Genomic DNA, 26,069 nt, shown 5'->3' on the forward strand with positions numbered 1-26,069 from the left:
GTGAACCCCTCGACCGCGCAGGCTCGGGTGGTCGTCGACGAGTTGGTCCGCGGCGGCGTCCGCGACGTCGTCCTGTGCCCGGGCTCGCGCAACGCGCCACTCGCGTTCGCCCTGCACGACGCCGACCGGGCGGGCCGGCTGCGCCTGCACGTCCGGATCGACGAGCGCACCGCCGGCTTCCTGGCCATCGGCCTCGCGGTCGCGCAGGGTGCCCCGGTGTGCGTGGCGATGACCTCGGGCACCGCGGTGGCCAACCTGGGGCCGGCCGTCGTGGAAGCCAACTACGCCCGCGTCCCGCTGATCGTGTTGAGCGCGAACCGGCCCTACGAGCTGCTCGGCACCGGCGCCAATCAGACCTTCGAACAACTCGGCTACTTCGGCACCCAGATGCGGGCCAACATCAGCCTCGGCCTGGCCGAGGACGTCCCGGAGAAGATGGCGTCGTTGAACGCGCAGTGGCGCTCGGCGACGTGCCGTGTGCTGGTCGCGGCGACGGGTGCGCGGTCGGCCAACGCGGGGCCGGTGCAGTTCGACATCCCGCTGCGTGAGCCGCTGGTGCCGCCCGTGGACGAACCGGGCGAGCCCTACGCCCCGCAGGGCCGCCCGGATGGCCGGCCGTGGACGATCACGCCGCCGGTCACGTTCGATCAGCCGCTGGAGATCGACCTCACCCCCGACACCGTCGTCATCGCCGGCCACGGCGCCGGTGTGCACCCCAACCTGGCGCACCTGCCGACGGTCGCCGAGCCGACCGCACCCTATGCAGCCACTCCTCTGCATCCGTTGGCGCTCAACCTGATTCGCCCTCAGCAGGTGATCATGCTCGGCCGTCCGACCCTGCATCGTCCGGTGTCGACACTGCTGGCCGACCCGTCGATTCCGGTGTACGCGTTGACCACCGGGCCGCGGTGGCCGGACGTGTCGGGCAACTCCCAGGCGACAGGTACCCGGGCGGTCACTTCCGGTGTGCCGAACTCCGACTGGCTCGACCGGTGCACGCAGGCGCACCGGCAGGCATGCGAAGCGGTGCGCGGCCAGCTCGCCGCTCACCCGTTGACCACCGGGCTCCATGTCGCCCACGCCGTCGCCGACGCGGTGCGCCCTGGCGACCAGTTGGTGCTCGGTGCGTCGAATCCGGTGCGCGACATCGCATTGGTCGGCTTCAACACCCCCGACGTCAGGGTCCGCTCCAACCGCGGCGTCGCCGGGATCGACGGCACGGTGTCCACGGCCATCGGCGCGGCCCTGGCCCACGAACGTGCCACCGGGGGCCGCACCGTCGCTCTGATCGGTGATCTCACGTTCGTGCACGACAGCTCGGGTCTGCTCGTCGGGCCGACGGAGCCGCTACCGAGCGCGCTGACGATCGTGGTCTCGAATGACAACGGCGGCGGCATCTTCGAGCTGCTCGAGCAGGGCGATCCGCGGTTCGCCGACGTGTCCTCGCGCATCTTCGGTACCCCGCACGACGTCGATGTCGGCGCGCTGTGTCGCGCCTACCACGTCGAGAACCGGCAGATCGAGGCCGGCGAACTGGCGTCGGCTCTCGACGAGCCGCACGACGGGATGCGGGTGCTGGAGGTCAAGGCCGATCGGTCGTCGCTGCGGGCGCTGCACGCGTCGATCAAGGCTGCCCTGTGACGGCACTGCTCGCGCGCCTGAGGGCGTTGTGGCAGTTCATCATTCCCCACCTCTACGGCGAACCGGGAGAGACGCGTCGGGGCCGCGTGCTGCGGCGGATTCGGATCGGCATCGTCGTGGTGGCGTGCCTGGTGACGCTGCAGTCGGTGCTCCTGATGGTGGGCGCGTGGCGTAACGACCGTCAGATCGAGCGGCACATGGGGGTGGCCGAAGCCACGGTCCTCGATGCGGGTCCGCGGCGGTCCACGATCGAGTTCGTCACGCCCGACAGGGTGACCTACCGGCCGGAACTGGGTGTGCTGTATCCGTCGGAGCTCGAGAACGGCATGCGGATCTACGTCGAATACGACACCAACAACCCGGATCTGGTGCGGGTGCAGGATCGCGACGCATCGCTGGCGATCGTCCCGGCGGGCTCCATTGCGGTCCTGGGATGGCTGGTCGCCGGTGCCGCGTTGGGTGTGACCGCGCTGGTGCAGCGCCGCATCGATGGGCCGGAAACCCAGGATGCACCGGCGGAACCTCAGGGCGCGACGAGCTGATCCAGCCAGGCGGCGTCGGAGATGTCGACCTTCTCGCCGGAGGCCAGGTCGACCACGGTCGGGGTGCCGGTGTTGACCGGTTCTGCGGTGTAGAGCAATTCGAAGTTGTTCTCCTCCGCGGCATCGATGTCGACCACCTCCCGGGCCTTCGAGACTGCGTCGGCCACGGGTTCGGGGAGCCCCGAACTCCGCGCGATGGTGCGCAATTCGTCGCCGGTGAAGGCCGGCCCGCCCGGATCCTGTTGTGCCCACAGCTCTTCGACGAAGCGCTGGAACTGCACACCTGAGGTCGTCGAGTCACCTGCGGGTTCGGCGGCCGCGAACATCGCGTTGACCACTGCCGCCGAATAGCCCTGCCCCTCCTCGTCGAGGAACGTCAGCGGGCGATAGGTCACCTGCACTCCGCCGACCGCCAGGTAGTACGCGATCTGATCCCCGAACTGCGCCTGGAGGTCGTGGCAGTGGGTGCACTGTGGCTCGGTGAAGATCTCGATCTGAGCGGGTGCGTCGTCGAATCCGGCGACGATTCCGTACCCGTCGGCCGACAGCGCCAACGGTGCGGTGACGGGATCGGGCCGGGCGGAACCGGTGACTTCTTTCGCGCAGCCGACGGTGCCGAGCAGCAGCCCGAGCACGATCACGAGGCGCACCGTCCGCGTTGTCCGCATGTCGGGAAGAATAACGCCGCACCACGGGCAATTCGCGCGACATATCCCTGCCCGCAACCTGCGCGACAGGTCGTGATGTCACCGTCGTGGCGTGCGCGTCGCAATCGTCGCAGAGTCGTTCCTCCCGAATGTCAACGGTGTCACCAACTCGGTGCTCCGGGTGATGGAGCATCTCCGTCGCACCGGCCACGAGGTCCTGGTCATCGCCCCCGACACCCCGCGGGGCCAGCCCGCCGCCGACAGGGTCCATGACGGCACCCGCATCCACCGCGTGCCGTCCATGATGTTTCCGAAGGTCACCTCGCTGCCTCTGGGCGTACCGCGACCGAGGATGGTGGGCGTGCTGCGCGGGTTCGATCCCGACGTGGTGCACCTGGCGTCGCCGGCGCTACTGGGCTGGGGCGGCGTCCACGCTGCCCGTCATCTGGGCGTCCCCACGGTCGCGGTGTTCCAGACCGACGTGGCCGGCTTCGCGCAGAGTTACGGCGTCGGCGTGATGTCGCACGCGGCGTGGGCGTGGACCCGCCGGTTGCACAGCAAGGCCGACCGCACGCTCGCACCGTCGACGGCGGCGATGGAAGATCTTGTCGCGCATGGCATTCCGCGAGTGCAGCGGTGGGCGCGCGGAGTCGACGTCACCGGCTTCGCGCCGTCGGCGCGTGACGAGCAGCTGCATCGGACGTGGTCGCCCGAGGGTAAGCCCGTGGTCGGTTTCGTCGGCCGGTTGGCCCCGGAGAAGCACGTGGAGCGGCTCGCCCCGCTGGCAGAGCGCGACGACATCCAGGTCGTCGTCGTCGGCGACGGTGTGGACCGGGCGAAGCTCGAGCAGCGGCTACCGCGGGCGGTGTTCACCGGCGCGCTGTACGGCCCCGAGCTCGCCACGGCATACGCCAGCATGGACGTGTTCGTCCATCCCGGCGAACACGAGACGTTCTGCCAGGCGGTCCAGGAGGCGATGGCCTCGGGGGTACCGGTGATCGCCCCTGACGCGGGCGGCCCGCGCGACCTGGTGGCCCCGTACCGCACCGGCCTGTTGCTGCCGGTGGTCGAGTTCACCGACCGGCTCTCGGAGTCGGTCGACCATCTGGTCGCGGAGCGGCGGCGCTACGCGGTGGCGGCGCGGCGCAGTGTGTTGGGTCGCACCTGGCCCGTGATCTGCGACGAGCTGCTCGGTCACTACCACGAGGTGGCCGGTCGCCGGGGTGTGCGCGCCGCCTGAGTTTGCCCCCCGCCAGGTGTGGGTATCTGCACGTGGCTGTGTCAGCTCGGGCGGTGAAGCGGGGTTTGCGATGATCGGTGCGGTCTACGACGCCGCTCTCCGGGGGCAACGCTGCTGGGTTCGCGGAGCCGACTATCAGACCCGTGAGCTGCCGGTGCAACGCTGGCTCGGCGAGTGTGACGACGACCCGTGCGACGTCGCACTGGTCACCCGCTGCGAGGGCGCCACGATCGACCTCGGCTGCGGGCCGGGCCGCGTCGTCGCGTGGCTGGCCCGCCACGGAGTCCCGGCGCTGGGAATCGACCAGTCGGCCGTCGCGGTGCACCTCGCCACGCGCCGCGGCGCGCGGGCGCTGCGCGGCGACGTCTTCGACGAACTCCCGCGCGAGGGCTGGTGGCAGACGGTCGTGCTGGCCGACGACAGCATCGGTATGGGCGCCGACCCGCTGCGACTGTTCAACCGATGCCGGGCGCTGCTGCGCGACGGCGGCCACTGCGTCGTCGAATTCGACCCGGCGGTCACGGGCACGGTGTCGACGATGCAGCGGCTGGAGTCCGACACCGAGATCGGCCCGTGGTTTCCCTGGGCATCGGTCGGGCTCGACGCCATCGAGGAGTTCGGACAGCGAGTGTCGTTGCGGCTCAAGGACGTCGAAGTGTTCGGCGATCGCGGGATCGCCGAACTGGCCGCGATCTGAGCGAGTTCTACGGATTCTCCCAGCGGGACCCCTTGCCAGGACAGCGACTGTCCTCGTAGGACGGTAGAAGAGCGAGGGAGTGTGTCGGTGGGTGTACGGGCTCAGCGGATGGCCGCGGCCGCCCTGCGGTGCCGACCCCTGATGCGCCTGCCCATCGTGGTCTATCGCGCAGGTCTGGGGTTCGTCTTCGGCTCGCGGTTGTTGCTGCTCGAACACATGGGTCGACGGACACACCGGGCGCGCCACGTCGTCGTCGAGGTCATCGAGCACTCCGACGCGGGCACCTACGTGATCGCATCCGGTTTCGGGACGGGCGCCCAGTGGTTCCGCAACGTGATGACCGATCCGCGGGTGAAGGTGTCTACAGGTTGCCGGCGCGCTGTGCCGGCCATCGCGCGTCGTCTCCCGGTCGCAGAGGCCGATGCGGTGCTGCAGCGCTACATCGACGCTCATCCGGCTGCGTGGGAGTCGCTGGCCGGGGTTCTCGATCACACCCTTGACGGTCGTGTCCAACCGCCCGGCACCGACCTTCCGATGATCGAGCTGACGGTGCAATGAGCCCTCGAATCGACCGCCTCGCCGCCTTCGCCGTCGTGTTGGTTTGCAGTGGGTGTGGGGCGTCCACCCCGTCACCACAACCGCCGAGCACGCTCAGCGCGCCGCCGGGCATCACCACCGCCGGTGCGGTGGTGGAACACCTGCAGAACGACAGACACGTACTCCTGCACCCTGTCGACACCACGGCCACCGACTGCGCGCAGGCCGGGTGCGCGCAGTCGGTCAGTACCGACAGGTTCACGATCATGTCGTTCCCCGGTACCGGCGCAGCGCAGCGATATGCCGCCGACCACGGCTTGCGTCAGGTCGCGTCCATCGTGGTGGACTTCTCCCCGACGGTGCCCGAACCAGAACGCGAAGACCTGTGGGCAGACGTCACCCGCAGCGTCGACTGATGGGTCAGCCCTGAGCTTCCAGGGCCACCGGCTGCCACTGCTCCCACGTGGCAAGCCGCTTCTCGTAGTCCGCCTTGGCCAGCTGCAGCGGCAGCTCGCCGAAGAAGACCCGCAGCGGCGGTTCGGGGGCGTCGACGACCTTCAGGATCGCCCGCGCTGACGCCTTCGGATCCCCGGGCGCCGAGCTGCGCGATGCGCGCCATTCGTTGGCTTTGGCGTGGATGTCGGCGTAGTCGGGCAGCTCTTCTGCGTGCTTTGCCGACGGGCCGGCCCAGTCGGTGGAGAAGCCGCCCGGCTCGATCAGCGTGACATGCACGCCGAACTCGGCGACCTCCTGTGCCAGCGCCTGGCTGAAGCCTTCGAGCGCCCACTTGGAGGCGTGGTAGATGCCGACGTTAGGGAAGGCGGTGATGCCGCCGATCGAGGACACCTGGATGATGTGGCCGCTGCGCTGCGCCCGCAGGTAGGGCAGAGCCGCCTGGGTGACCCACAGGGCGCCGAACACGTTCGTTTCGATCTGGTCGCGGGCCTCGGACTCGGAGAGCTCCTCGATGAAGCCGAACTGTCCGTAGCCGGCGTTGTTGACGACGATGTCGAGCCGCCCGAAGTGGTCGTGGGCCTGCGTGACGGCCGCGAAGTCGGCGTCGCGGTCGGTGACGTCGAGGCGGATCGGAAGGAGCGCGTCGCCGTGCTCGGCGACGAGATCGTCGAGGGTGGAGAGGTCACGGGCCGTCGCGGCGACCTTGTCGCCGCGCTCGAGGGCCGCGATCGTCCACTCACGTCCGAAGCCGCGGGACGCACCGGTGATGAACCACACTTTTTCGCTCATGAGCGGTTCAATGCCCGGGCCTGCAGCATCCATTCCCGAAATCCGGCGGTGATACGTTCGCGACTGTGAACCGTGCGTCGCTCGAGAAGGATCCGCATGAGGTCGCGTCGATGTTCGACGGTGTGGCGCGGCGCTACGACCTGACCAACACGGTGCTCTCGGGCGGGCAGGACCGCTTCTGGCGGCGGGCCACACGCGAGGCGCTGGGCATCGGGCCGGGAGATCGCGTGCTGGACCTGGCCGCGGGGACAGCGGTGTCGACGGTCGAGCTGGCCGCCTCGGGCGCGTGGTGTGTGGCGGCGGACTTCTCGGTCGGCATGCTGTCGGCGGGGGCTGGCCGGCCGGTGCCGAAGGTCGCCGGTGACGCAACGAAGTTGCCGTTCGCCGACGGTGTGTTCGATGCGGTGACGATCAGCTTCGGGCTGCGCAATGTGGTGGACCATGTCGCGGGGCTGCGTGAGATGGCGCGGGTGACGCGTCCCGGCGGCCGGCTGGTGGTGTGCGAGTTCTCCACGCCGACGAACGGTCTGTTCGCGACGACGTACAAGGAGTACCTGATGCGTGCCCTGCCGCGGATTGCCAGCGCGGTGTCGTCGAACCCCGACGCGTATGTCTATCTCGCCGAGTCCATTCGCGCGTGGCCTGATCAGGCCGAGCTGGCTCGTCGCATCCAGGCCGCCGGCTGGACGGATGTGGCGTGGCGGAACCTCACGGGCGGCATCGTCGCCCTGCACGCCGCCACCCGTCCCTAGTTTCGGCGAGCGCGCGGGTCTGCACGCAGACACGCCCCCATTTCTGTACTTTCACGCGCGCTCGCGGCCCGCGAACGTAGCGTCACAGCCATGCCCCACGGACGCCACGCCGATCCCGACGCCACCCTGGCCACCGACCCGCGGTCGGACCCACGCATGGTCGCCGCCTTCGCAGCGTTCGGCCTCGACGGACGGCTCCCGTCGTCCGGCCTGAGCGCGGACTCGCCACTCGAGGACCGGCTCGCCTACGCGACGATGAGCGAGCAAGGCATCGGAGCCTTCTTCGGCGCCCTCGCAGCAGACATCGCGCCACCCGCCGGTGTCAGCACCTCGACGACGACGATCACCGGCGTCGACGGCAACGACATCACCCTGTTCATCAGCCGGCCCACCGACGCGGACGGTCCCCTCCCCGCGATCCTGCACCTGCATGGCGGCGGGATGGCGATCGCCAGTGCTGCCGACATGCCGTACGTCCGCCTGCGCGAGCAGCTCGCCGGCACCGGCCTGGTGGTGGTCGGGGTCGAGTTCCGAAATTCGGCCGGCGCGCTCGGTCCGCATCCATTTCCCGCCGGCCTCAACGATTGTGCGGCGGCCGCCCGCTGGCTCCACGAGCAGCGCGCCGAGCTCGGCGTCAGCCACATCGTGGTCAACGGCGAATCAGGCGGTGGCAATCTGACATTGACGTTGGCGCACAAGGCGAAACGCGAAGGGTGGATCGACGAGATCGCGGGCTTCTACGCGCAGTGCCCGTTCATCTCCAACAGGTGGCAGGAGACCTGTGACGATCTGCCGTCGTTGGAGGAGAACGACGAGTACTTCGTCAGCCGTGAGCAATTGAGCATTCTCGGTTCGCTCTACGATCCGCAGAAGCAGCACTCCGACGACGCGACGTGTTGGGCCTACGTTGCCACCGACGACGAATTGTCCGGACTGCCAACGCATGTCATCTCGGTCAACGAACTCGACCCGCTGCGTGACGAGGGTCTGCAGTACTACCGCAGGTTGGTGCGGGCGGGGGTGCCTGCCGTGGGTCGCGTGGTGGCGGGCACCTGTCACGGGGGCGATCTGTTGCTGGCGAACGCGATGCCTGAGGTGTTCGCCGCGAGCATCCGCGACGTAAGCGGCTTCGCCCACTCCCTGTCCTGACGCCCCGTTCCGCGAGCGCGCGTGTCTGCACACCGCCACGCCGCGCCACGCGTACATCGAGCGCGCGCTCGTCATCCACGAACGCGCGAAGCCGACCACAGCCGCGCCGACTCCTCGCCAACCCGAGCATCGTGGATCTGCTGAAAATTCCGCCCACCCCGCGCGAACGTGGCGACAACTGCTGCGGGGCAACGGCTCTCGTCGAATCCCTGAGTCCACCGACACGGCCGGACATGCACCAGGTCGACGTCCACTCCGTCGGCGTCGTAGAAGTACGGCCCGGTCAGGCATCCCAGCAGATACAAGCCGTCTTCGTCGCGCGTCCATACGAACGACCCGTCGGCCGCCGCGGCGAAGCGCTCGATCCGACGCTGCGGCACGTCGACGCTGCCGAACCCGCACAGTCCCAACCGCAGTGCGCGCTCGACGGCGAGCCACGGATCGAGGTCGTCACGCCGCGAGCGCATCGGCGCCCGGTACACGGACGTCACCCTCGCGGCCCGCGAGCGCGCGCTGCGGCACACGACACGCCGCTCAGGGATGTGCAGACACGCGCGCTCGCCGAAACGGGCCTCACGTGAACGGGCGGCGGCCGTCCGCCCGCTCGGACAGCCGGCCCGCGCCCCGCCACAGCCGCGCCACCGTGTCCTCGTCGTCGGAGGTGACGAAGTTGCCCATCACCCGCACGGCGATCGTCATCAGCGCCGAGGACCGCATCGCCAGCGGGCCCGTCGCCGGCAGGAACCGGGGGAACGTCAGCAGCAGCGCCAGCCGCCGCGCGATCGAGAACCCGCGTGCATAGTGGGCGTCCAGCACCGCCGGCCACGCCCGCGAATAGTCGCTACTCCCCAGCATCGACGCCGCCAACCGGCCGGTCTCCAGGCCGTAATCGATACCCTCCCCGTTCAACGGGTTCACGCACGCCGCGGCATCGCCGATCAGCATCCAGTTCGGGCCGGCCACCCCGGACACGGCCCCGCCCATCGGCAACAGCGCCGACCGCGCAGCCCGCACGGAGCCGTCGAAGCCCCATTCGTCGCGGCGCAGCGCAGCGTAATGATTCAGTAATGGGCGCAGGGCGGATTCGGCCGGCCGCTTCGATGTCGCCAGCGCGCCGACGCCGATGTTCACCTCGCCGGTGCCCAGCGGGAAGATCCAGCCGTACCCGGGGAGCACCTCACCGTCGGGGGAGCGCAGTTCCAGATGCGAGGTGATCCACTCCTCGGCGTGCCGCGGTGTGGCGATGTAGGCGCGGATCGCGGTGCCGTACACGGTCTCCCTGTGCCACTGCCGGCCGAGGACTCGGCCCACACCCGAGCGGACCCCGTCGGCGACGATGAGGTCACGGCACCCCACCACCTCGCCGTTGTCCAGCACGACAGCAGTCACCCGACCATCCGAAGCGCGTTGCACGTCAACGGCTTTCACGCCGAGCTTCATCTTGGCGCCGTCGTCGACGGCCACCAGCCGGATGCGCTCGTCGAGTTCGAGGCGCGGCACCGCGCTGCTGATCGGCGGAAACGATCGGCCCGGCCACCGGACTTCGACGTCGGCGCCGAAGCCCGACATCCGCAACCCGTGGTGGGTGACCCGCCCGGTCAGCCATCCGTCGAGCCCCAGTCGCCGCATCTCGGCGATGGCCCGCGGAGTCAGGCCGTCGCCGCACGCCTTGTCGCGGGGGAACGTCGCGGAGTCGAGCACCAGCACGTCGTGACCGGCACGGGCGGCCCACGCCGCCGCCGCCGAACCGGCCGGGCCGGCTCCGACGACCACCACATCAGCGCTCGTGTGCATGGCTCCCAGTATGTTGGCTGTGTGAGGACACCGGCGAACGTGGTGGCGGGAGTGGATTTCGGCGATGCCGAGTTCGCCCAGGACGTCCGTGACGGCGTGGCCCGGATCGAAGCGTTGATGTCGGAGGAACTCGGCCGCGCCGACGAGTTGATGGCCGAGGCGGTCACCCACCTGTTCCAGGCCGGCGGCAAGCGGTTCCGTCCGCTGTTCACGGTGCTGTCCGCCCAACTGGGGCCGGAGCCCGACTCCTGGCAGGTCACGGTGGCCGGCGCGGTCATCGAACTGGTGCACCTGGCCACGCTGTACCACGACGACGTGATGGACGAGGCGCAGGTGCGCCGCGGTGCCGCCAGCGCCAACGCCCGGTGGAGCAACAACATCGCGATCCTCGCCGGCGACTACCTGTTCGCCACGGCGTCCCGGCTGGTCAGCCGTCTCGGACCGGAGGCGGTGCGGATCATCGCCGACACCTTTGCGCTGCTGGTCACCGGCCAGATGCGCGAGACGCGCGGCGCCGCCGAGCACGTCGACGAAGTCGAGCACTACCTGAAGGTGGTCTACGAGAAGACCGCCTGCCTGATCGCCGCGTCGGGCCGCTTCGGGGCCACGTTCTCCGGCGCCGACGAGGAGCAGATCGAGCGCCTGGCCCGCCTCGGCGGGATCGTCGGCACGGCGTTCCAGATCTCCGACGACATCATCGACATCGACAGCGATCCCGACGAGTCCGGCAAGGTGCCCGGGACGGATCTGCGGGAGGGCGTGCACACGTTGCCGGTTCTCTACGCGCTGCGCGAGACCGGTCCCGACGCCGACCGGCTGCGCACGCTGCTGGCCCGCCCCCTCGAGGCCGATGCCGACGTGGCGGAGGCATTGCGGCTGCTGCGCGCCTCGCAGGGCATCGTCAAGGCCAAGGAGACCGTCGCCGAGTACGCACGCCGGGCCGAGGCGGAGCTGGCCGCGCTGCCCGACGGCCCGGGTCGTCAGGCGCTGGCCACGCTGGTCGACTACACCATCAACCGGCACGGCTGAGCCCGCCCGGAACCTGTGCCGCCCGCTCGGACGTTGGGGAGACGTATGAGTTCGTCAGGTCAGATGAGGAGGACCGGTCGATGACGTGGCATCCGCACGCCAACAGGGCGAAGACGTTCCTGTTGTTGGTGCTGTTCTCGGGACTGATCGTGGCTGTCGGCGCGATGTTCGGCCGCAACATCATGTTCCTCGCGGTGCTGTTCGCGATCGGCATGAACGCCTACGTCTACTTCAACAGCGACAAGCTGGCACTGCGGGCGATGCACGCGCAGCCCGTCACGGAGATGCAGGCGCCGGTGATGTACCGGATCGTGCGGGAGTTGGCGACGACGGCGCGCCAGCCCATGCCACGGCTCTACATCAGCGACACCGCCGCACCGAACGCGTTCGCGACGGGACGCAATCCGCGCAACGCCGCGGTGTGCTGCACGACGGGCATCCTCGGCATGCTCAACGAACGGGAACTGCGGGCGGTGCTCGGGCACGAGCTCTCGCACGTCTACAACCGCGACATCCTGATCAGCTGTGTGGCGGGCGCCATGGCGTCGGCGATCACCGCTCTGGCCAACCTCGCCTTCTTCGCGAGCATGTTCGGCGGTAACCGCGAGGGTGGCACCAATCCTTTTGCGATCCTTCTGGTTTCGCTTCTCGGTCCGATCGCGGCGACGGTGATCCGGTTGGCGGTGTCGCGTTCGCGTGAGTACCAGGCCGACCAGTCCGGTGCCGAGCTGACGGGTGATCCGCTGGCGCTGGCGAGCGCGCTGCGCAAGATCAGCGCGGGCGTGGAACGCGCCCCGCTGCCGCCGGAGCCGCAGCTGGCCGACCAGGCTCACCTGATGATCGCCAACCCGTTCCGGTCGGGCGAGAAGATCGGCAAGCTGTTCGCCACCCACCCGCCGATCGCCGACCGCATCGCGCGGCTGGAGGCGATGGCCGGTCGGGGGCCTGGCCAGTACTGACGGGCCCGTCAGACTTTGGGTCTGACGATGCGCGGCCCATGGCCGGGCGCTTATGGTGTGCGCGTGCTGACCCGCATCCTGATCGGCGTGACGGCCGCGGCCGCGCTGGCCGCGCCTGCCGTCGCCTCCGCCGACCCGTCCCCGCTGAACGTCAACGCGCTGCCGCCGGTCAATCCGCAGCCCTTCGCCTCCCCCGACGGCACGCGGTATTCGTTCGCCGCGCCCGGGGGAGTGACGTGCGTGATGGATCGCCAGACCGGTAGCTACGGGTGCAACGGCGCATTGCCCGGCGCCCCCGGTGGAGCCAATGTGGTGACGGGCTGGGCTGGCGGGCCGCCCGGGTTCGCGCACGCCGACGGGCCGATGTACGGCGCGATTGCCGATCCGCAGCCGCTGCCGGTCAACACCCGGATGAGCTTCCGCACCGTCAGCTGCGGCACCGACGGCGTCATCACGTCGTGCACCAACACCGTCGACCAGTCGGGCTTCGTCATCAGTCCGACCGGCACCTACTCGTACTGATCGCTAACACTGCCCGCGCCGCAGGCGACATCTAGTCTGTGACGGTGTCGAGCAGAGCTTTCCTTGCAGCGGCGTGCCTGGCTGCGGCCGGTGTCCTCAACGCAGCGGGTGTCGCAGCCGCGCAGCCACCGACGCCGCCGCCTCCACCGCCGGCTCCCAACGTGAACGCGTGGGCGCCCGCGAACCCGAAGGACTACGCCGTCTTCGACGGTGCGGCGTACGCGTTCAGCTCGAACGGTCTGACGTGCATGGTGCAGCGCTCGGGCGGCTACGGATGCAACGGTGTCCTGCCCGGCGCTCCAGAAGGTGCCAACCTGCTCAGCGGTGCTGCCGGCGGTGTGCCCGGGTTCTCGGTCGCCCCCGCCCCGATCTACGGCGGACCGGTCAAGGCGCTGCCGCCGAACTCGCGGCTGAGCTTCGGTGACGTCAGCTGCGGCGGCGACGGCACCCTCACCTCGTGCGTGGACAGCCGCAATCAAGCCGGCTTCGTGGTCACACCGACGGCGTCCTGGGTCGTCAACGAGACCAATCCGCTGCTCGCCCGGCCCGAAGGCACCAACCCGTACTTCAACTGACTCAGAAGCCCGAGCCGTGCACCTCGTGGCCGGGCTTCTCCAGCATCAATCCGTGATAGGCGTCCTCGACCGTCGCGCCGTTGTTGACCACGCCGTCGACTTCCCGCGCGATCGGCATCGAGATGTCCAACTCTTCGGCGAACTTCATGATCACGCTGGCCGCTTTCACGCCCTCGGCGACCTGGTTCATCGACGCGATGATCTCGTCGATCGGCTTGCCCGAGCCCAGCTGCTCGCCGACATGGCGGTTGCGGCTGCGCTGACTGGTGCACGTCACGATCAGATCGCCCATACCGGCCAACCCCGCGAACGTGTCGCGATGCCCGCCGATGGCCTCGCCCATCTTCGACATCTCGCGCACGGCACGCGCCATCACCATCGCGCGGGTGTTCTCGCCAATGCCGAGCGAGTAACCCATGCCGACGGCGATCGCGTACACGTTCTTGAGCGCGCCGGCCATCTCGACACCGACCACGTCGTCGGTCGTGTAGGTGCGGAAACGCTTGGTGCGGAACAGGTTCGCCAACTGGGCGGCCAGGTGCTGATCGGGCATCGCGAGAACCGCGGCTGCGGCGTAGCCCTCGGCGACCTCGCGGGCGATGTTGGGGCCGGCCAGGATTCCTGCCGGATGTCCGGGCAGCACCTCGTCGACGACCTGGCTCATCCGGTAGTTCGTGCCCTGTTCGAGGCCTTTGACCAGTGACACCACCGGCACCCAGGGGCGCAGCGACGCCGCCAATTCGGTGAGGACGCCGCGGAATCCGTGCGAGGGCACACCCATGACGATGACGTCGGCGCACTCGGCGGCTTCGACGAAGTCGGTCGTCGCTTTCAGGTCGTGCGCCAACTCGACTTCATTGCCCAGGTACTTGGTGTTGCGGTGATGGTTGTTGATGTCATCGGCGGTCTCCTGCGAGCGCACCCACTGCAACGTCGGGCCGCGCCGCGCACAGATCGAGGCCACTGTGGTGCCCCAGGATCCGCCTCCCAGGACGACGACTTTGGGTTCGCGCTGTGCAGGTGCCATGGAAGATCACCCTAGGGGCGGCGACTGACCGACGAGGCGGGTTCGGAGCGATCGGTGCGCGGTGGGGTCCCGCGGCGTGGGCATAATGGATGCGACGTTGCTGAGGGGGTCTTGTGTCGGTCACCGTGTCCACGGTCGAAGCATCAGACCCGCAGGGCGTGACAGCTGCGGCAGGCCGGCTCGACGGCCACATCGCCGATCTGGACGCCGCCGTCGACGAACAGAAGCAGGCATTGGAACGCGTGCGCGCGGCGTGGCAGGCAGCCGGTGGCGACGCCGCGGTGGCCACGGCCGAGGAGGACCTCGTCGTGCAAGTGCGGCTGCGGAGCCGGCTGGAATCGGTCCGAGCCGCGCTGGCGAGCGGCGGCGTGAACCTCGACGCCATCCGGATCGGGTTGACCGAACTCGTCACGGCGCTGCGCGGCATGGGGTGGACGATCACCGACGACGGGATCGCCGTCGCGCCGTTCTTCCCTCCGGTGCTCAAGAACTTCGAGCCGGGCTTCACCGCGGTCATCCAGCGGCTGCTGGGTTTGTTCGATCAGATCGACGGCACCACCGCGGACGCGGTGCGCGCCGCGGTCGAGCACTGATCCGTCGAACGTGGGCCTTGTGCACGCTTTACGGCGCTTTTGCGTGCACAACCCCCACGTTCGCGGTCAGCGGTAGTTGACGAACTGCAGTGCCACCTCGAGGTCGGCGCCGCGCAACAAGGCCTGGACGGCTTGCAGGTCGTCGCGCTTCTTGGAGCTGACGCGGATCTCCTCGCCCTGGATCTGGGCCTTGACACCCTTGGGGCCCTCGTCGCGGATGAGCTTGGTGATCTTCTTGGCGTTCTCGCTGTCGATGCCCTGCTTGATGCTGCCGATGACCTTGTAGGTCTTGCCGGAGGGCTGCGGGTCGCCCGCGTCGAACGCCTTCATCGAGATGTCGCGCCGGATGAGCTTTTCCTTGAAGACGTCGACGGCGGCCTTGACGCGCTCCTCGGTGGAGGAGACGAGGATGATGCCTTCCTCGCCCTGCCACTCGATGGTGGTGTCGGTGCCGCGGAAGTCGAAGCGGGTGGAGAGCTCCTTGGCCGCCTGGTTGAGCGCGTTGTCGACCTCTTGGCGGTCGGCCTTGCTGACGATGTCGAACGATGAATCCGCCATGGACCCGTCCCTCCCTCGTGATCGTTGCGTGTTTCCATCTTGGCCGCAGGCCTCGGCGCGGGCCAAGCCACCCTGGCGATTTGTCGTCAGGGTAGGCCGTCGTTGTATCCTGCTGTGCGCGCTACACGCGAACCCGGCAGGTTGCCCGAGCGGCCAATGGGAGCGGACTGTAAATCCGTCGGCTAACGCCTACACAGGTTCGAATCCTGTACCTGCCACACCAGATCAGGCCCCCTTTCGAGGGGGCCTGATGTGTCTGTTGGGGGCACGGCGCACTATGGCTGGCGTGACCGATTACGCAGTGGGCCAGGTACCCGGGGAGTGCGGGCAGGTCGTCGTTCTCTACGTGAACGACAACCCCGACAAAGAGGGCGACTTCACCACGGCTCTCTGCTGCTTCTCGCGCGAGAACCGAGCCGACGGTTGGGTGAAGGTGGTCGGAACGGACTGGGACGATCCGATTGAGGCGAACATTGGCAGTGGCGGGATCGGCCTCGCGCTGGATGACTCCGAGCAAACCCCTCTCGGCTCTTTTCCCATCACCCGGGCAATTGGTCGGTATGAACTGCCGGAGGTTCAGCTCCCGTACCACCAGATCGTGCCGGGCGATCTGTGGGACGTCGGTCACACGTACTGGAGCCCTGCGTTCGGCCGAGGCGAGGAAACGACGTACAACACCCTCATCACCGAAAGCGTCGGGCAAGAGACCGAGAATCTCAACGAATTCCCTTCCTACAACTACGCGGCGTTCGTCGACACGAACCCCTCACGACGACCCGGGCTCGGCTGCGCGATATTCCTCCACGTCGAGGATGACGATGGCGACACAGCCGGGTGCGTAGCCATCGACGAGCACATCATGAAGTGGATTCTGCTGTGGCTCGATCCCGGCAGGACGCCGTACATGACCGTGCTCTACGGAGTGGCGGCTCCGTAGTCACCCCCTCGCAACGCGGACGTCTGCGGCCGGCAGACACGTTCGTAGTACTCGATTCCCTCGCGGATCTCGCGCTGGGGGTCGACGGACATGTCGATCTCCGCGACACCCCAACCGGTCCAGCGCTTGTCCCGCAGGATGTCGATCCAGCGATTCCAGTCGACGACGCCGTCGGAACCCATGACCCGGAAGTAGCGGATCATGGTGTCGTGGCGCACCATTGGCGGTCCGCTGAGCGTGTGCGGCGGTAGATGGCTGGCGCAGTCCTTCCAGTGCAGGACGGGTGCCCGGTCGGCGTGTGCCCGCAGTACGGCGAGCGGATCGCCGCCGTCGAGCGCGATGTGCCCGGCATCGATACACAGCTTCACCCGTGCTGGGTCTGTGCGATCCATGAGTGCGTCGACGTCGGCCGTGCGCGACGCCAGGGAGTAGGCGTCGGTGTGAACGGCCACGGAGACGCCGTGCCGGGCCGCGACGGTGCCGATGCGGTCGAGCTGGTCGGCGATCGCACCGAGTAGATCCGGATCGGCCGGTGCGTCGAAAGCCGCTGCCGACGCCGGCTCTCCTGCGATGTCCGAGAACTCGGCGCGGGGGACGGTACTGGTCACCAGCGTCGGGCAGCCGACCTCGGCGAGGAATTCAGCATGTTGAGTCACCTCATCGTCGAGGGCATGCTCGGCGGCCCGGCGCGACTCCGGCGGCGCGTCGAGGGCGGCTTTGAGGAGGACCGGCAGCACGTAACTCGACGAAAGGGTCAGCCCACGGCTCTCCAGTTCGTGACGAAACGCTGCTGCTGATCCGAAGGCGCGCAGCGCATTCACCCACCCGCCGGGAGCGGGAGCCAGCTCGATCCCGCGCAGGCGTGCCGCGGCGGCGCTGTCGAGCATGCGCCGGAAGTACGGTTCGGGATCGCTGTCGACGGCCTTCTCCCACGCGTCGTAGGTCAGGTCGGCGGGAAGGCCCCACCACGGCGGGTGGAAGTAGGTGACGAGGTCGGTGCTCCATCGCACATCGATACTCATGCGGTCACCTCGTCGACGGCGACCCACTGGTGGCTGTCCGCGGATTCCATCACGGCGGAGATGACCCGCTGGGTGCGGGTGGCATCGGCGAAGCTGGGAGACCCGGCGCGGCCGTCGATGATCGACTTGACGAATTTCTGTAGCTGCAGGGCGGCGTCGTCGACGTAGCCGGAGCCCATCCCGCCGAGCGGCCACCAGAAGTCTTCGTGGTTCTCGTTCATCGACACAGTGCGAAAGCCCTGCTGGTCGGGTGGGTCGCTGACCAGGCTGAGCTTGACCTCGTCGGAGTGGTTCCAGTCGAATTCGACTGCGCCCTTTGTGCATTCGAGTTCGAAGAACATCCGGTTCTTGCGGCCCGAGGCGTACACGGTGGTCGCGAACGAACCGAGGGCGCCGCTGCTGAAGCGGGCCATCCACAGTGCCGCGTCGTCGAGGTACTCGCCCTCTCGGCGTCGCTCGTCGGACAGCCATGCGGTGTTCTCGGCCGGGTCCTTGGCGCCGACGACGGCGGTGACGGATTCGATGTCACCGACGAGGTAAGACGCGAGATCGATGATGTGCGAACCGATGTCACCGGTGACCCCTGATCCGCCGGCGCCCTTCTTGGCGCGCCACCCGCTCAGCACACGGCCGAGCACACCGACATCTTGGGTGTAGTGGGCGCGGAACTGGAGCGGATGGCCGAGGGTTCCGTCGTCGAGCATGCGCTTGACGAAGGTGATGGCCGGTGCGTGCCGATAGTTGAAGCCCACCTGGCTGACGGCAGAGCTGCGCTCGGCGGCGAGCTGCATGCGGTCGGCGTCGGCGAGGTCGTTGCTGATCGGCTTCTCGACGAAGACATGCTTGCCTGCGGCCAGTGCGGCGATGGCGATCTCGGCGTGCGACGCCGGCGGGGTCACGATGTCGATCACGTCGATGTCGTCGCGGGCGACGACCTCGCGCCAGTCGGCAGACCAGTCATCCCAGTTCAGACGTTTGGCCGCGGCTTTGGCGCGCTCTTCGTCGGCCTCGACCAGGACAGCTTTACGGATGCTGGCTCCGGCATCCGCAGCGATCGGTGCCAGAGCCCATCCCAGGCTGTGGGCATATCCCATGAAGCCACCGCCGCCGACGATGGCGACTCGGATCTCGGTCATCCTTTGTCTTCCTTTCGATTGCGCAGAAATGTCGCAGAAATGTCTAGGTGTGCAGAGCCGTCGTTCGACGGGCGAATTCGGTGAGGTCTTCCAGAGTCGGCATGGCCAGCGAGCATTCGCGCCGCGTCGCGACCAGTGCTCCGGCCGCATTGGCGAGGTCGAGGGTCGTCTGCAGGGGCAGGCCGTGCAGCAGGCCGTGGCACAGCGCGCCGCCGAACGCGTCTCCGGCGCCCAAGCCGTTGGCGACGTCGACGCGGATGGGGGCGGACTCGATGCGTTCGGTTCGCGTGCACGCCATGACGCCGTCCGGGCCCTTCTTGACGATCGCAAGCTCGACGCCGCGGTCGAGGAGGGCGTCCGCGGCGCGGTCGGGATCGGTCTCACCGACCGCCACCCGGCACTCCTCGAGGTTCCCCACCGTGACCGTCACGCGGTCGAGCGCCTCATCGATTGCGTCGTGGGCGTGGCGTTCGTCATCCCAGAACATCGGCCGGTAGTCCAGATCCAGCACGGTGTGCTGCCGACGCCCCCGCGCGTCCCAGGCCGCGTGGTGTGCCGCGCGGCTCGGCTCCCGCGACAGCCCGGTCGCCGTCGCCCAGAAGATCGGCGCCGCGGCGATGTGGTCGAGCGGGAGATCGCCTGTGCCGACGAACATGTCGGGAGCGGTCGGGTTGCGGTAGATGTACAGCGGGAAATCGTCGGGCGGGTGGATCTCGCAGAACGTGAGCACCGACTGCATGCCGGGCACCGGGCTGATTCCCTCGACACCGACGCCCAGGCGGCTCAGCTCGTCGCGGGCGAACGCGCCGAAGGGGTCGTCGCCGGTACGGGAGATGAGCCGAACCGAGTTGCCCAGCTGGGCAACCGCGACCGCGACGTTCGTGGCGCTGCCGCCGATCGACTTGCTGAACGTGCGCACCTCGGCGAGGCCGACGCCGATCTGCTCGGGGTAGATGTCGATGCAGATCCGACCGATGACGACGACATCGGGGATGTGTCTGATCATGATGCGGCCCTGACTGTTTCGGCGATCGCCAGCAGATTGCTCGCAGCGTGTTCTCGGAGGTGCGTACGGGGATCGTCTGCGGCGGTGGCGTCACCCCAGACGGCGCGGCCGGCGAGGAAGCCGCGAGCGCCTCCCGCGGCAGCCGCGGCGGCAGCTGCCGGAAAGTGCTCCGCTCTCACGCCGGAGGACAGCACCACCCAGGGGCAACCCATTGTCTCCGTGATGGAAAGGGCAGTGGCTGTGGCGAGTTCGCGGTCGGTATGTGCGGTGTAGACGACCTCGGTCTTGTAGAGATCGGGACACGCCGCCGACAGGTCGGCTGCGGCAGCGACGAGGGCGTCGGCGAATTCTTCACGAGTGTCGGCGCCGCGGGGGCGGATGACACCTTCGAGCACACCGGGCAGCCCGAGCTCGCGACACCGTGCCATGAACGCGTGGGCCAGGTCGACCGCCTCGCTGCGCCGCGCGGGATGCCACGGGAGCAGGAACTTCAGCGCAGAAGCCCCGAAGGTCGCGACGGTCTCGGCATCCACCTGGTCGTCCAGCTCGGTCTTGTCCATCGGGCCGCCGGGTTCCGTGGCGGACAGGATGTCGGCGGCGAGGATCACCGGACAGGCCGACCGCTGCGCCGCGGCCAGCCCGTACTGGCGGTCGAGCAGTATTCCGCTGGCGATCCCGCCGACCGCCTCGGCGACAGTCGCCTTGAAGGTGACGAGACAGTCGTCGTCGACGGGGGCGTCACGTCCCCCACGAAGCATGTGGCGCAGCGATTCTCGCTGATCGACGGCGACCATGGTGAACATACCGTCGGGGTTCCGGAACGCATCGATCGTCGCGGCGTTCCTGATCTGCGGTCCGGTCATCGGATCACCACCGGGTTGACGGGGGCGCCGCTGGCGCCGGCGATCTTGAGGGGGGCCGCGGTGTACAGGAAGGTCCATCTCCGATCGGTGGCGCACGCCTCAGCGAGGTCGTCGAGGCGACACAATTCTGTGAAGGCGACTCCCAGGTTGCGCATCAGCGCACAGTGCAGGGGTAGTTGGAGCCCGCCCGGGTAGAAGCTCAGCTCGTTGGCGATGGTGTCGGTCACCAGGTTGGGGATCTCCATCGTCTGGAACCACTCGACGAGGTCGCGGCTGTAGATCAGCCCCGGCTCGTTCCAGTCGCGGTAGAAGTCCGCACTTTCGGTGCGGTAGTACGAGCCGACCCACCCGGTCCGGATGATCAGGATGTCGCGGGGTTCGATGGTGGTGCCCTGCGCCTCGGCAGCGGCCAGGAGGTCGGCGAGACTGATCGGCTCACCGCTGCCCAGAACGTCTTTTCCGCGTGCGCGCGCCATGTCGATGAGAACGCCGCGCCCGACGACGCCGCGTTCGGCGATGGGGAGGACCGAAGCGCGCTGAAGTTCCCCGATGGTGGTGTCGGCGGGGTAACCGTTCCACACCTGATCGCCGTACCAGTAGTGGGCCAACGCGTCGTACTGGGTGGAGCCCTGGGTGAACATCTCGATCTTGTCGTCTGCCCAGTGGTGGCCGTCAGACGGTTCCGGCTCCTCGCCACGGGCGAAGAAGCCCTCGTCCATAACCTGCGTGCGAATCGCAGGCGTTCGTCCGGGCCAGACCGGGTCGGGGCACTCGGGCAGACCGATGGGGACCTGAAGGGTGTACACGTCGCCGCTGCGAACCGCGGCAACTCCGCGAAGTACCTGGGCGGCATCGAGGTAGTTGAGGCTGCCGACCTCGTCGTCGGCGCCCCACTTCCCCCAGTTGGTGGGGCTGTCGGAACCGAGCAGTTCGTCGATGGTGGTCGCGGTGATGGGACCGGACACGGTGGTCTCCTTTCGTTGGGATGGGCCGTCAGGAGCGGGCGGCTCGATCGAGCCATCGCTGGATGTAGAGCGCACGGTGGACGTCGAGTTCGTGCGACTCACCGGTGCGGACCACCTCGGCGAACTCGCGTCGGATCACGCCCGGCACCTCGGGATCGCCGTCCTTGCCGACGAATTCGCACGACAGCTCGCCCTGCTCGGTGTAGACCTTCACACCGGCGACGTCGGCGGCGACGGGACTGGTCAGCGACAATGCCGCCTGACTGATCACCCCGTTCTCGTGAGTGACGGTGAGGATGTACCAGCGCTGCGGGTCTCCTTCGCCGCGTACCTCAGCGATCGGGCCGACGGCGGCGTCGAGAGTGTCGAGCACATGGGGCCCCAGGTCGAGCAACGCTCCTTTCTCCACTCGCCACGGCGTCGCAAAGGTTCCTCCCGGCAGAGCTGCCTGGTTGATGTAGCTGCCGACCGCGCCGATGGGCGTCTGAGCACGAGCCTGCTCGAGGAAACGCCGGATGCCCGGGCTGTAGCGATTGGTGAACATCACCTGGGTCGGCACCCCGGACTCTGCGACGATGTCGGCAAGTCCCTGCGCCTCAGCAAGATCCACACCGAGTGGCTTTTCCAGGAGCATCGGCTTGCCGGCCCGCGCGGCCTGTGCGGCCAGCTCGGCCTGGACGAACGGCGGCACCGCGAACACCAGGGCATCGACGGAGTCGACCAGTTCGTCGAACGAGGCGGCGACCGTGGAATCGAATTCGGCGGCAATGTCTTTGGCCGCCTCGGGGCGGCGGGCCCAGACAGCGGAGAGCTCTGTCTCGGGGCCGCCGGTGATCATCGGTGCGTGGAAGATGGCGGCCCAGGGGCCGGCTCCGACGAGGCCGATACGGACTGCGGGCATGGTGAACACACCTGTGCTTTCTGGGGAAGGTGATCGGGGGGGTGAGGGCTGGAACTCGGCGGCTCAGACGGAGTGCTGGGCCTCGCCGGTCGGATCGCTGGCGGCGTCGTCACCTTCAGCGCGGCCGAGGCGGGCGTACAGGTCGGGGCGTTTGCGCTTCATGTACTGCGCGACAGCGCATCCCGCGGCAAGGAAGGCTGCCAGCACGAACAGCATCCACAGGTTCTGTCCGGGCGCACCGCCGACGAGCAGGTCGAAGCGGACCAGTGCGAAGACGACGACCACCGTGAGAATCGTCGTGGCGATCAGCGGTGCGATGGTGACGCGCCACACGGTCTCACCGGCTGGGCGGCCGGTGCGGGCGAAGTGCCGGAACACGGCGAAGCTCACGATGGCCATCAAGATGAGCACGCCGGCGGTGCCGATGCCACTGCCGACGCCCTGGATGGTGGCCTGGTCGGGTACGAGTGCGGCGGCGGTGATGAGGAGCACGCCGACCACGATGGAGCTGACGGCGGACGCTCGGTAGGGGGACTTGTGTCGTGGGTGCACGCCGGCGAGGAACGGAGGCAGAGCGTGGTCGGCGCCCAGGTTCTGGAGGTAACGCGCGACGACGTTGTGGGTGGAGAGCACCGACGCGAGTCCGGAGGTGGCCACCAGAACGAGGGTGATGGTCGCCAGGCTGCTGCTGACATAAGTGGCCATGGCGTGGTCGAACATGGTGGTCGGTTCGCTGGTGGCGCGGTCCGGGGCGTCGGCGCCGTAGGCGATGATCAAGGAGTAGGCCGAGACTGCGTAGAAGGCGCCGATGAGGACGACGGCGAGGTAGGTGGCGCGGGGGATGGTGCGGCTGGGGTTGCGGACTTCATCGCGGTAGAGCGCGGTGGCCTCGAAGCCGATGAAGTTGCCGAAGGCGAATAGCAGGGCCAGACCGGTTCCGCCGTTGAAGAACTTGGTGGGGTCCAGCGGAGCGGCGGACAGGCCGCTGGCGCCACCCTTGGCGAGCACGAAGCCGTTGAAGATGGCGACCAAGATGACTTCGAGAACCATCACCGTGCCCAGGACTTTGGCGGACAGTTCGATCTGGAAGTGCCCCAGGATGGTGATGAGTACCCAGCACACTGCGGTACAGGCCCACCACGGAATGGTGGGGCCGCCGAACGCCGCAATGGCCGCCGACACCATTGCGCCGGAGAACGAGTAGATCCCGACGGTGATCAGCATGTAGGACACCGCCGCCAGGTACGCGCCACCCAGACCGGTCGTCTTGCCCAGACCAACGCTGATGTAGGCGTAGAACGCGCCCGGACGCCGGATATGGCGAGTCATGGTGGTGTACCCGACCGCGAAGATGGCCAGGACGGCGGTGGCTACCACCCAGGCCAGCGGTGCGGCTTGGCCGACGAAGCCGATGGCGAAGGCGATGTAGCCCGAGACCGTGACGATCGGCGCGGAGAAAGCCAGCACGCTCAACACGAGCGATGCGGCGCCGAGGTTGCCGGACAGTCGGGTAGTGGCTCCGTGGGCGGAGAGGGGGACGGCCCCCGCACGGGTGGTGGATTCGGTCATGGCTTTCCCTTGGGTGATGGAGGGGTGGGTCGCGATCGAACCGCACTGTTGTACGGATCACTCTGCGATGAGCCCAGACACTACCTAACGTTCGTAAGGTTGTGAAGACTTCGCGTAAAATCGCTGTTACAGCTGGCCTATGCGCTCAACCATCACCAAAAAACATCCTCTCGACTTACTAACGATAGTTAGGTAATGTGCTCTGCATCTCACGGTGAAGACCCCGTCGTCACCCCCTCACCTCCGCTGTCCAGGGAGAACAGATGTCCTCGCACCCCACCCCCGCCGAAGGCGGAGCAGACCAACTGGCGTCCGCCGGCAGGTCGCGATCGTCGGCTGTGGACCGGCGGGCTGCTACACCGCACAGGCGATCCTCCGCCTCGCGCCGGACGCCCGCATCACCGTCTTCGACGCACGACCGACACCCTTCGGTCTGGTTCGGTACGGTGTCGCGGCCGACCACCAGGGAATGAAGAACGTCACCAAGCAATTCGAGCGGATCTTTGCCTCCGACCGGGTCGAGTTCGTCGGAAACACCCGTATTGGTGAGGAGATCGGTCTCGCCGAGCTCGAGCAGAACTTCGACGCGGTGGTCCTCGCCACCGGCTTGCCCGAAGATCGGCCTCTCGCGGTACCCGTCACCGGGGCAGCACGCGTGATCGGCGCCGGTCAACTGCTCAGGTTCCTCAATGGTGATCCGGACAGTCTGATCCGCACGGGCGGTCCGACGCGATTGGGCGGAGAGGTCGTGGTCATCGGCGCGGGCAACGTCGCGATGGACGTCGCCCGGCTCCTGTGCAAGACGACGACGGATTTGACGGATCAGACATCGACGACGATGCACGCGACGCCTTGGCGACGTCGGACCTTCGTCATCTGACGGTCCTGTCGAGGGGTCCGCTCGACAGGGTCCGGTGGGACGCGGCCATGTACTCGGAGCTGTGTGCCCTACCCAACGTCTCCGTGTACCTCGACGGCGCACTCGACGAGAAATCGGTCCATCACGCCGGACGTGCCGCAGGAACTCCCACCGTGCGTGTCGACATTCGCTGCAGCGCAGCCCCGGTGGCCATCGAGGTCGACGACGGCCGCACCGTCGTCTGCACCAGGTCCGCGGACGGTGAAAGCCGCTACCCCGGCTGACACGGTAGTGACGGCAATGGGATTCGTCGGGGCCTCCATCGCCGACGCGGTCACGGGACATCGCATCGTGCGCGTCGGAGGCTGCGCCAGTGGCGCGCTGGGCAACCTGGCCGAGAACCGCACACTCGCCAAAGCGGCGGCGCGAGAGATCGTCACGCACCTCGAGAGCTCGTCTGGGCGAGCCGGATTGGCCGGTCTTGGTGAAAGCGTGTCACTCGCAACGACATTCGCCGACTGGACCGTCCTCGATCGCGCCGAGACCATGCGCGCCCGGCCGAATCGTGTGCGGACCAAGTTCACGTCATGGCCGGCTGCTGCGCAGGCCGTGGTGGAGTACCGCCGCCGAACCGCGACAGCGCCGCACCCCCTGTCTCAGAACCCCTGATCGATCGTCACCTTCTTCCGAAAGGACATCTCCATGACACTTATCCACGTCTGGTACGGCACCGAGTCCGGCAATGCCGAAATGGTCGGTGACGAAATCGTCGACATCCTCAAAGGCGCGGGCATCGAGACCGAGCTTCGCGAACTCACCGACGTCGAGGTCGACGACGTCGCGGCTGCTCAGGTCGCGGTCCTGATCACCTCCACCTACGGCGAGGGCGGTCTGCCGGCGACGACCGAACCGTTCTACGAGGAGTTGATCGCGGCGCGGCCCGATCTGAGTGCTCTGCGCTTCGCGGCATTCGGGCTCGGAGACAGCAGTTACGAGAACTACAACAACGCCGTCAAAACGCTGTCCAACCTGCTCGTCGAACTCGGCGCCACGCAGATCGGTGTCACCGGCCGACACGATGCCACGACCGGTCTGGACCCTGTCGACGTCGCCACCGACTGGGCACACAACGATGCGCTACCGATCCTGATCCCGGCCGCGGAGCGGACTCAGCCGACTCCCGGCGCTGTCGGCGAGGACCTCTTCCCCTGGAACGACAAGGATTTCCAGGATAACCCGCACCCCTGGTACGACCGTGCCCGTGCCCTCGGGCCGGTGCATCAGACCGACGACAACACATTCGT

General features: G+C 68.1%; 31 protein-coding genes and 1 tRNA gene. 19 read left to right on the forward strand and 13 right to left on the reverse strand.

Features of this window, described 5'->3' with window-relative positions; all coding sequences use genetic code 11:
* Both menD and PGN37_RS23885 read left to right on the forward strand, forming a co-directional pair.
* Entirely contained in the window at positions 1-1,641 is a 1,641-nt protein-coding gene (gene menD / locus PGN37_RS23880) for a 2-succinyl-5-enolpyruvyl-6-hydroxy-3-cyclohexene-1-carboxylic-acid synthase (RefSeq protein ID WP_335333465.1), read from the forward strand.
* The gene (locus PGN37_RS23885) at positions 1,638-2,183 is read left to right on the forward strand and encodes a DUF3592 domain-containing protein (protein ID WP_335333466.1); all 546 of its coding nucleotides are present in this window, start codon (positions 1,638-1,640) and stop codon (positions 2,181-2,183) included. Before menD ends, PGN37_RS23885 begins: the two co-directional genes overlap by 4 nt.
* Here the strand turns inward: PGN37_RS23885 and PGN37_RS23890 are convergent.
* Positions 2,165-2,851, reverse strand: coding sequence for a DsbA family protein (locus PGN37_RS23890; RefSeq protein ID WP_335333467.1), 687 nt, complete (start codon positions 2,849-2,851; stop codon positions 2,165-2,167). The two genes, PGN37_RS23885 and PGN37_RS23890, sit on opposite strands and share 19 nt — an antisense overlap.
* 91 nt (positions 2,852-2,942) lie before the next feature.
* Between PGN37_RS23890 and PGN37_RS23895 the strand changes: the two genes are divergently transcribed.
* The 4 genes from PGN37_RS23895 to PGN37_RS23910 all read left to right on the forward strand — a co-directional run bounded on the left by PGN37_RS23895 (position 2,943) and on the right by PGN37_RS23910 (position 5,720).
* Positions 2,943-4,070 (forward strand): glycosyltransferase family 4 protein, encoded by a 1,128-nt coding sequence (locus tag PGN37_RS23895; RefSeq protein WP_335333468.1) that lies wholly within the window; start codon positions 2,943-2,945, stop codon positions 4,068-4,070.
* Positions 4,071-4,140: 70 nt separating this feature from the next.
* Positions 4,141-4,767 carry a class I SAM-dependent methyltransferase gene (locus PGN37_RS23900; protein ID WP_335333469.1) on the forward strand — a complete coding sequence of 209 codons (627 nt, stop codon included), beginning with the start codon at positions 4,141-4,143 and terminating at the stop codon, positions 4,765-4,767.
* Between the two features lie 87 nt (positions 4,768-4,854).
* On the forward strand, positions 4,855-5,325 hold the full coding sequence (locus tag PGN37_RS23905) for a nitroreductase family deazaflavin-dependent oxidoreductase (protein WP_442933004.1): 471 nt from the start codon (positions 4,855-4,857) through the stop codon (positions 5,323-5,325).
* Positions 5,322-5,720 carry a hypothetical protein gene (locus tag PGN37_RS23910; RefSeq protein ID WP_335333470.1) on the forward strand — a complete coding sequence of 133 codons (399 nt, stop codon included), beginning with the start codon at positions 5,322-5,324 and terminating at the stop codon, positions 5,718-5,720. The genes PGN37_RS23905 and PGN37_RS23910 overlap by 4 nt, the downstream gene beginning before the upstream one ends.
* Positions 5,721-5,724: 4 nt before the next feature.
* Here the strand turns inward: PGN37_RS23910 and PGN37_RS23915 are convergent, their stop codons facing one another.
* The gene (locus PGN37_RS23915; RefSeq protein ID WP_335333471.1) at positions 5,725-6,549 is read right to left on the reverse strand and encodes an SDR family oxidoreductase; all 825 of its coding nucleotides are present in this window, start codon (positions 6,547-6,549) and stop codon (positions 5,725-5,727) included.
* Positions 6,550-6,614: 65 nt separating this feature from the next.
* Between PGN37_RS23915 and PGN37_RS23920 the strand changes: the two genes are divergently transcribed.
* Positions 6,615-7,301 (forward strand): demethylmenaquinone methyltransferase, encoded by a 687-nt coding sequence (locus PGN37_RS23920; protein WP_335333472.1) that lies wholly within the window; start codon positions 6,615-6,617, stop codon positions 7,299-7,301.
* A 90-nt stretch (positions 7,302-7,391) separates the two neighbouring features.
* On the forward strand, positions 7,392-8,450 hold the full coding sequence (locus PGN37_RS23925) for an alpha/beta hydrolase fold domain-containing protein (protein ID WP_335333473.1): 1,059 nt from the start codon (positions 7,392-7,394) through the stop codon (positions 8,448-8,450).
* Between the two features lie 71 nt (positions 8,451-8,521).
* Here the strand turns inward: PGN37_RS23925 and PGN37_RS23930 are convergent, their stop codons facing one another.
* A complete protein-coding gene (locus PGN37_RS23930) occupies positions 8,522-8,941 on the reverse strand; it encodes a GAF domain-containing protein (protein ID WP_335333474.1) in 420 nt (139 codons plus the stop codon).
* Positions 8,942-9,023: 82 nt separating this feature from the next.
* Complete coding sequence (gene menJ, locus PGN37_RS23935; protein ID WP_335333475.1) at positions 9,024-10,244, reverse strand: menaquinone reductase; 1,221 nt, start codon at positions 10,242-10,244, stop codon at positions 9,024-9,026.
* Positions 10,245-10,265: 21 nt separating this feature from the next.
* On the opposite strand from menJ, the gene grcC1 reads away from it, so the two are divergent.
* From grcC1 to PGN37_RS23955, 4 genes are all read left to right on the forward strand, one after another.
* Entirely contained in the window at positions 10,266-11,273 is a 1,008-nt protein-coding gene (gene grcC1, locus PGN37_RS23940) for a nonaprenyl/(2E,6E)-farnesyl/geranylgeranyl diphosphat synthase (protein ID WP_335333476.1), read from the forward strand.
* Positions 11,274-11,353: 80 nt separating this feature from the next.
* The gene (htpX, locus tag PGN37_RS23945) at positions 11,354-12,232 is read left to right on the forward strand and encodes a zinc metalloprotease HtpX (RefSeq protein WP_335333477.1); all 879 of its coding nucleotides are present in this window, start codon (positions 11,354-11,356) and stop codon (positions 12,230-12,232) included.
* 63 nt (positions 12,233-12,295) lie between these two features.
* Positions 12,296-12,754, forward strand: a complete 459-nt coding sequence (locus PGN37_RS23950) for a hypothetical protein (protein WP_335333478.1) — start codon at positions 12,296-12,298, stop codon at positions 12,752-12,754.
* Between the two features lie 44 nt (positions 12,755-12,798).
* A complete protein-coding gene (locus PGN37_RS23955) occupies positions 12,799-13,329 on the forward strand; it encodes a hypothetical protein (protein ID WP_335333479.1) in 531 nt (176 codons plus the stop codon).
* A 1-nt stretch (position 13,330) separates the two neighbouring features.
* Here the strand turns inward: PGN37_RS23955 and PGN37_RS23960 are convergent, their stop codons facing one another.
* Positions 13,331-14,356, reverse strand: a complete 1,026-nt coding sequence (locus PGN37_RS23960; protein ID WP_335333480.1) for an NAD(P)H-dependent glycerol-3-phosphate dehydrogenase — start codon at positions 14,354-14,356, stop codon at positions 13,331-13,333.
* 113 nt (positions 14,357-14,469) lie between these two features.
* On the opposite strand from PGN37_RS23960, the gene PGN37_RS23965 reads away from it, so the two are divergent.
* Positions 14,470-14,949, forward strand: a complete 480-nt coding sequence (locus tag PGN37_RS23965; RefSeq protein ID WP_335333481.1) for a hypothetical protein — start codon at positions 14,470-14,472, stop codon at positions 14,947-14,949.
* A 66-nt stretch (positions 14,950-15,015) separates the two neighbouring features.
* Here the strand turns inward: PGN37_RS23965 and PGN37_RS23970 are convergent, their stop codons facing one another.
* Positions 15,016-15,507, reverse strand: a complete 492-nt coding sequence (locus PGN37_RS23970) for a YajQ family cyclic di-GMP-binding protein (RefSeq protein ID WP_048423319.1) — start codon at positions 15,505-15,507, stop codon at positions 15,016-15,018.
* Between the two features lie 135 nt (positions 15,508-15,642).
* Here PGN37_RS23970 and PGN37_RS23975 point away from each other — a divergent pair.
* Positions 15,643-15,725: transfer RNA gene (locus tag PGN37_RS23975), tRNA-Tyr, on the forward strand.
* Between the two features lie 59 nt (positions 15,726-15,784).
* Entirely contained in the window at positions 15,785-16,444 is a 660-nt protein-coding gene (locus tag PGN37_RS23980; RefSeq protein ID WP_335333482.1) for a L,D-transpeptidase family protein, read from the forward strand.
* On the opposite strand, the gene PGN37_RS23985 is transcribed toward PGN37_RS23980, so the two are convergent.
* From PGN37_RS23985 to PGN37_RS24015, 7 genes are all read right to left on the reverse strand, one after another.
* A complete protein-coding gene (locus PGN37_RS23985; protein WP_335333483.1) occupies positions 16,423-17,466 on the reverse strand; it encodes a sugar phosphate isomerase/epimerase family protein in 1,044 nt (347 codons plus the stop codon). The genes PGN37_RS23980 and PGN37_RS23985 overlap by 22 nt on opposite strands.
* Positions 17,463-18,602, reverse strand: coding sequence for a Gfo/Idh/MocA family protein (locus tag PGN37_RS23990; protein WP_335333484.1), 1,140 nt, complete (start codon positions 18,600-18,602; stop codon positions 17,463-17,465). The genes PGN37_RS23985 and PGN37_RS23990 overlap by 4 nt, the downstream gene beginning before the upstream one ends.
* Positions 18,603-18,645: 43 nt before the next feature.
* The gene (gene iolC, locus PGN37_RS23995) at positions 18,646-19,608 is read right to left on the reverse strand and encodes a 5-dehydro-2-deoxygluconokinase (protein ID WP_335333485.1); all 963 of its coding nucleotides are present in this window, start codon (positions 19,606-19,608) and stop codon (positions 18,646-18,648) included.
* The gene (locus PGN37_RS24000; protein WP_335333486.1) at positions 19,605-20,471 is read right to left on the reverse strand and encodes a hypothetical protein; all 867 of its coding nucleotides are present in this window, start codon (positions 20,469-20,471) and stop codon (positions 19,605-19,607) included. The genes iolC and PGN37_RS24000 overlap by 4 nt, the downstream gene beginning before the upstream one ends.
* Positions 20,468-21,436, reverse strand: coding sequence for a cyclase family protein (locus PGN37_RS24005; protein WP_335333487.1), 969 nt, complete (start codon positions 21,434-21,436; stop codon positions 20,468-20,470). Before PGN37_RS24005 ends, PGN37_RS24000 begins: the two co-directional genes overlap by 4 nt.
* A gap of 28 nt (positions 21,437-21,464) precedes the next feature.
* The gene (locus PGN37_RS24010; protein WP_335333488.1) at positions 21,465-22,337 is read right to left on the reverse strand and encodes a Gfo/Idh/MocA family protein; all 873 of its coding nucleotides are present in this window, start codon (positions 22,335-22,337) and stop codon (positions 21,465-21,467) included.
* A gap of 63 nt (positions 22,338-22,400) precedes the next feature.
* Positions 22,401-23,906: an APC family permease gene (locus PGN37_RS24015; protein WP_335333489.1), complete on the reverse strand. Its 1,506-nt coding sequence runs from the start codon at positions 23,904-23,906 to the stop codon at positions 22,401-22,403.
* A 214-nt stretch (positions 23,907-24,120) separates the two neighbouring features.
* Here PGN37_RS24015 and PGN37_RS24020 point away from each other — a divergent pair, with 214 nt between their 5' ends.
* The 4 genes from PGN37_RS24020 to PGN37_RS24035 all read left to right on the forward strand — a co-directional run.
* Positions 24,121-24,786, forward strand: coding sequence for an FAD-dependent oxidoreductase (locus PGN37_RS24020; RefSeq protein WP_335333490.1), 666 nt, complete (start codon positions 24,121-24,123; stop codon positions 24,784-24,786).
* Positions 24,787-24,833: 47 nt separating this feature from the next.
* Complete coding sequence (locus tag PGN37_RS24025; RefSeq protein ID WP_335333491.1) at positions 24,834-25,049, forward strand: hypothetical protein; 216 nt, start codon at positions 24,834-24,836, stop codon at positions 25,047-25,049.
* Positions 25,050-25,065: 16 nt separating this feature from the next.
* Positions 25,066-25,434 carry a hypothetical protein gene (locus tag PGN37_RS24030; protein WP_335333492.1) on the forward strand — a complete coding sequence of 123 codons (369 nt, stop codon included), beginning with the start codon at positions 25,066-25,068 and terminating at the stop codon, positions 25,432-25,434.
* Between the two features lie 33 nt (positions 25,435-25,467).
* Positions 25,468-26,069, forward strand: a 602-nt coding sequence (locus tag PGN37_RS24035; protein ID WP_335333493.1) for a flavodoxin domain-containing protein, incomplete at its 3' end; no start/stop codon positions are given.

The sequence above is a fragment of the Mycobacterium kyogaense genome, assembly GCF_036946525.1.
GTDB classification, from domain to species: Bacteria; Actinomycetota; Actinomycetes; order Mycobacteriales; family Mycobacteriaceae; genus Mycobacterium; species Mycobacterium kyogaense_A.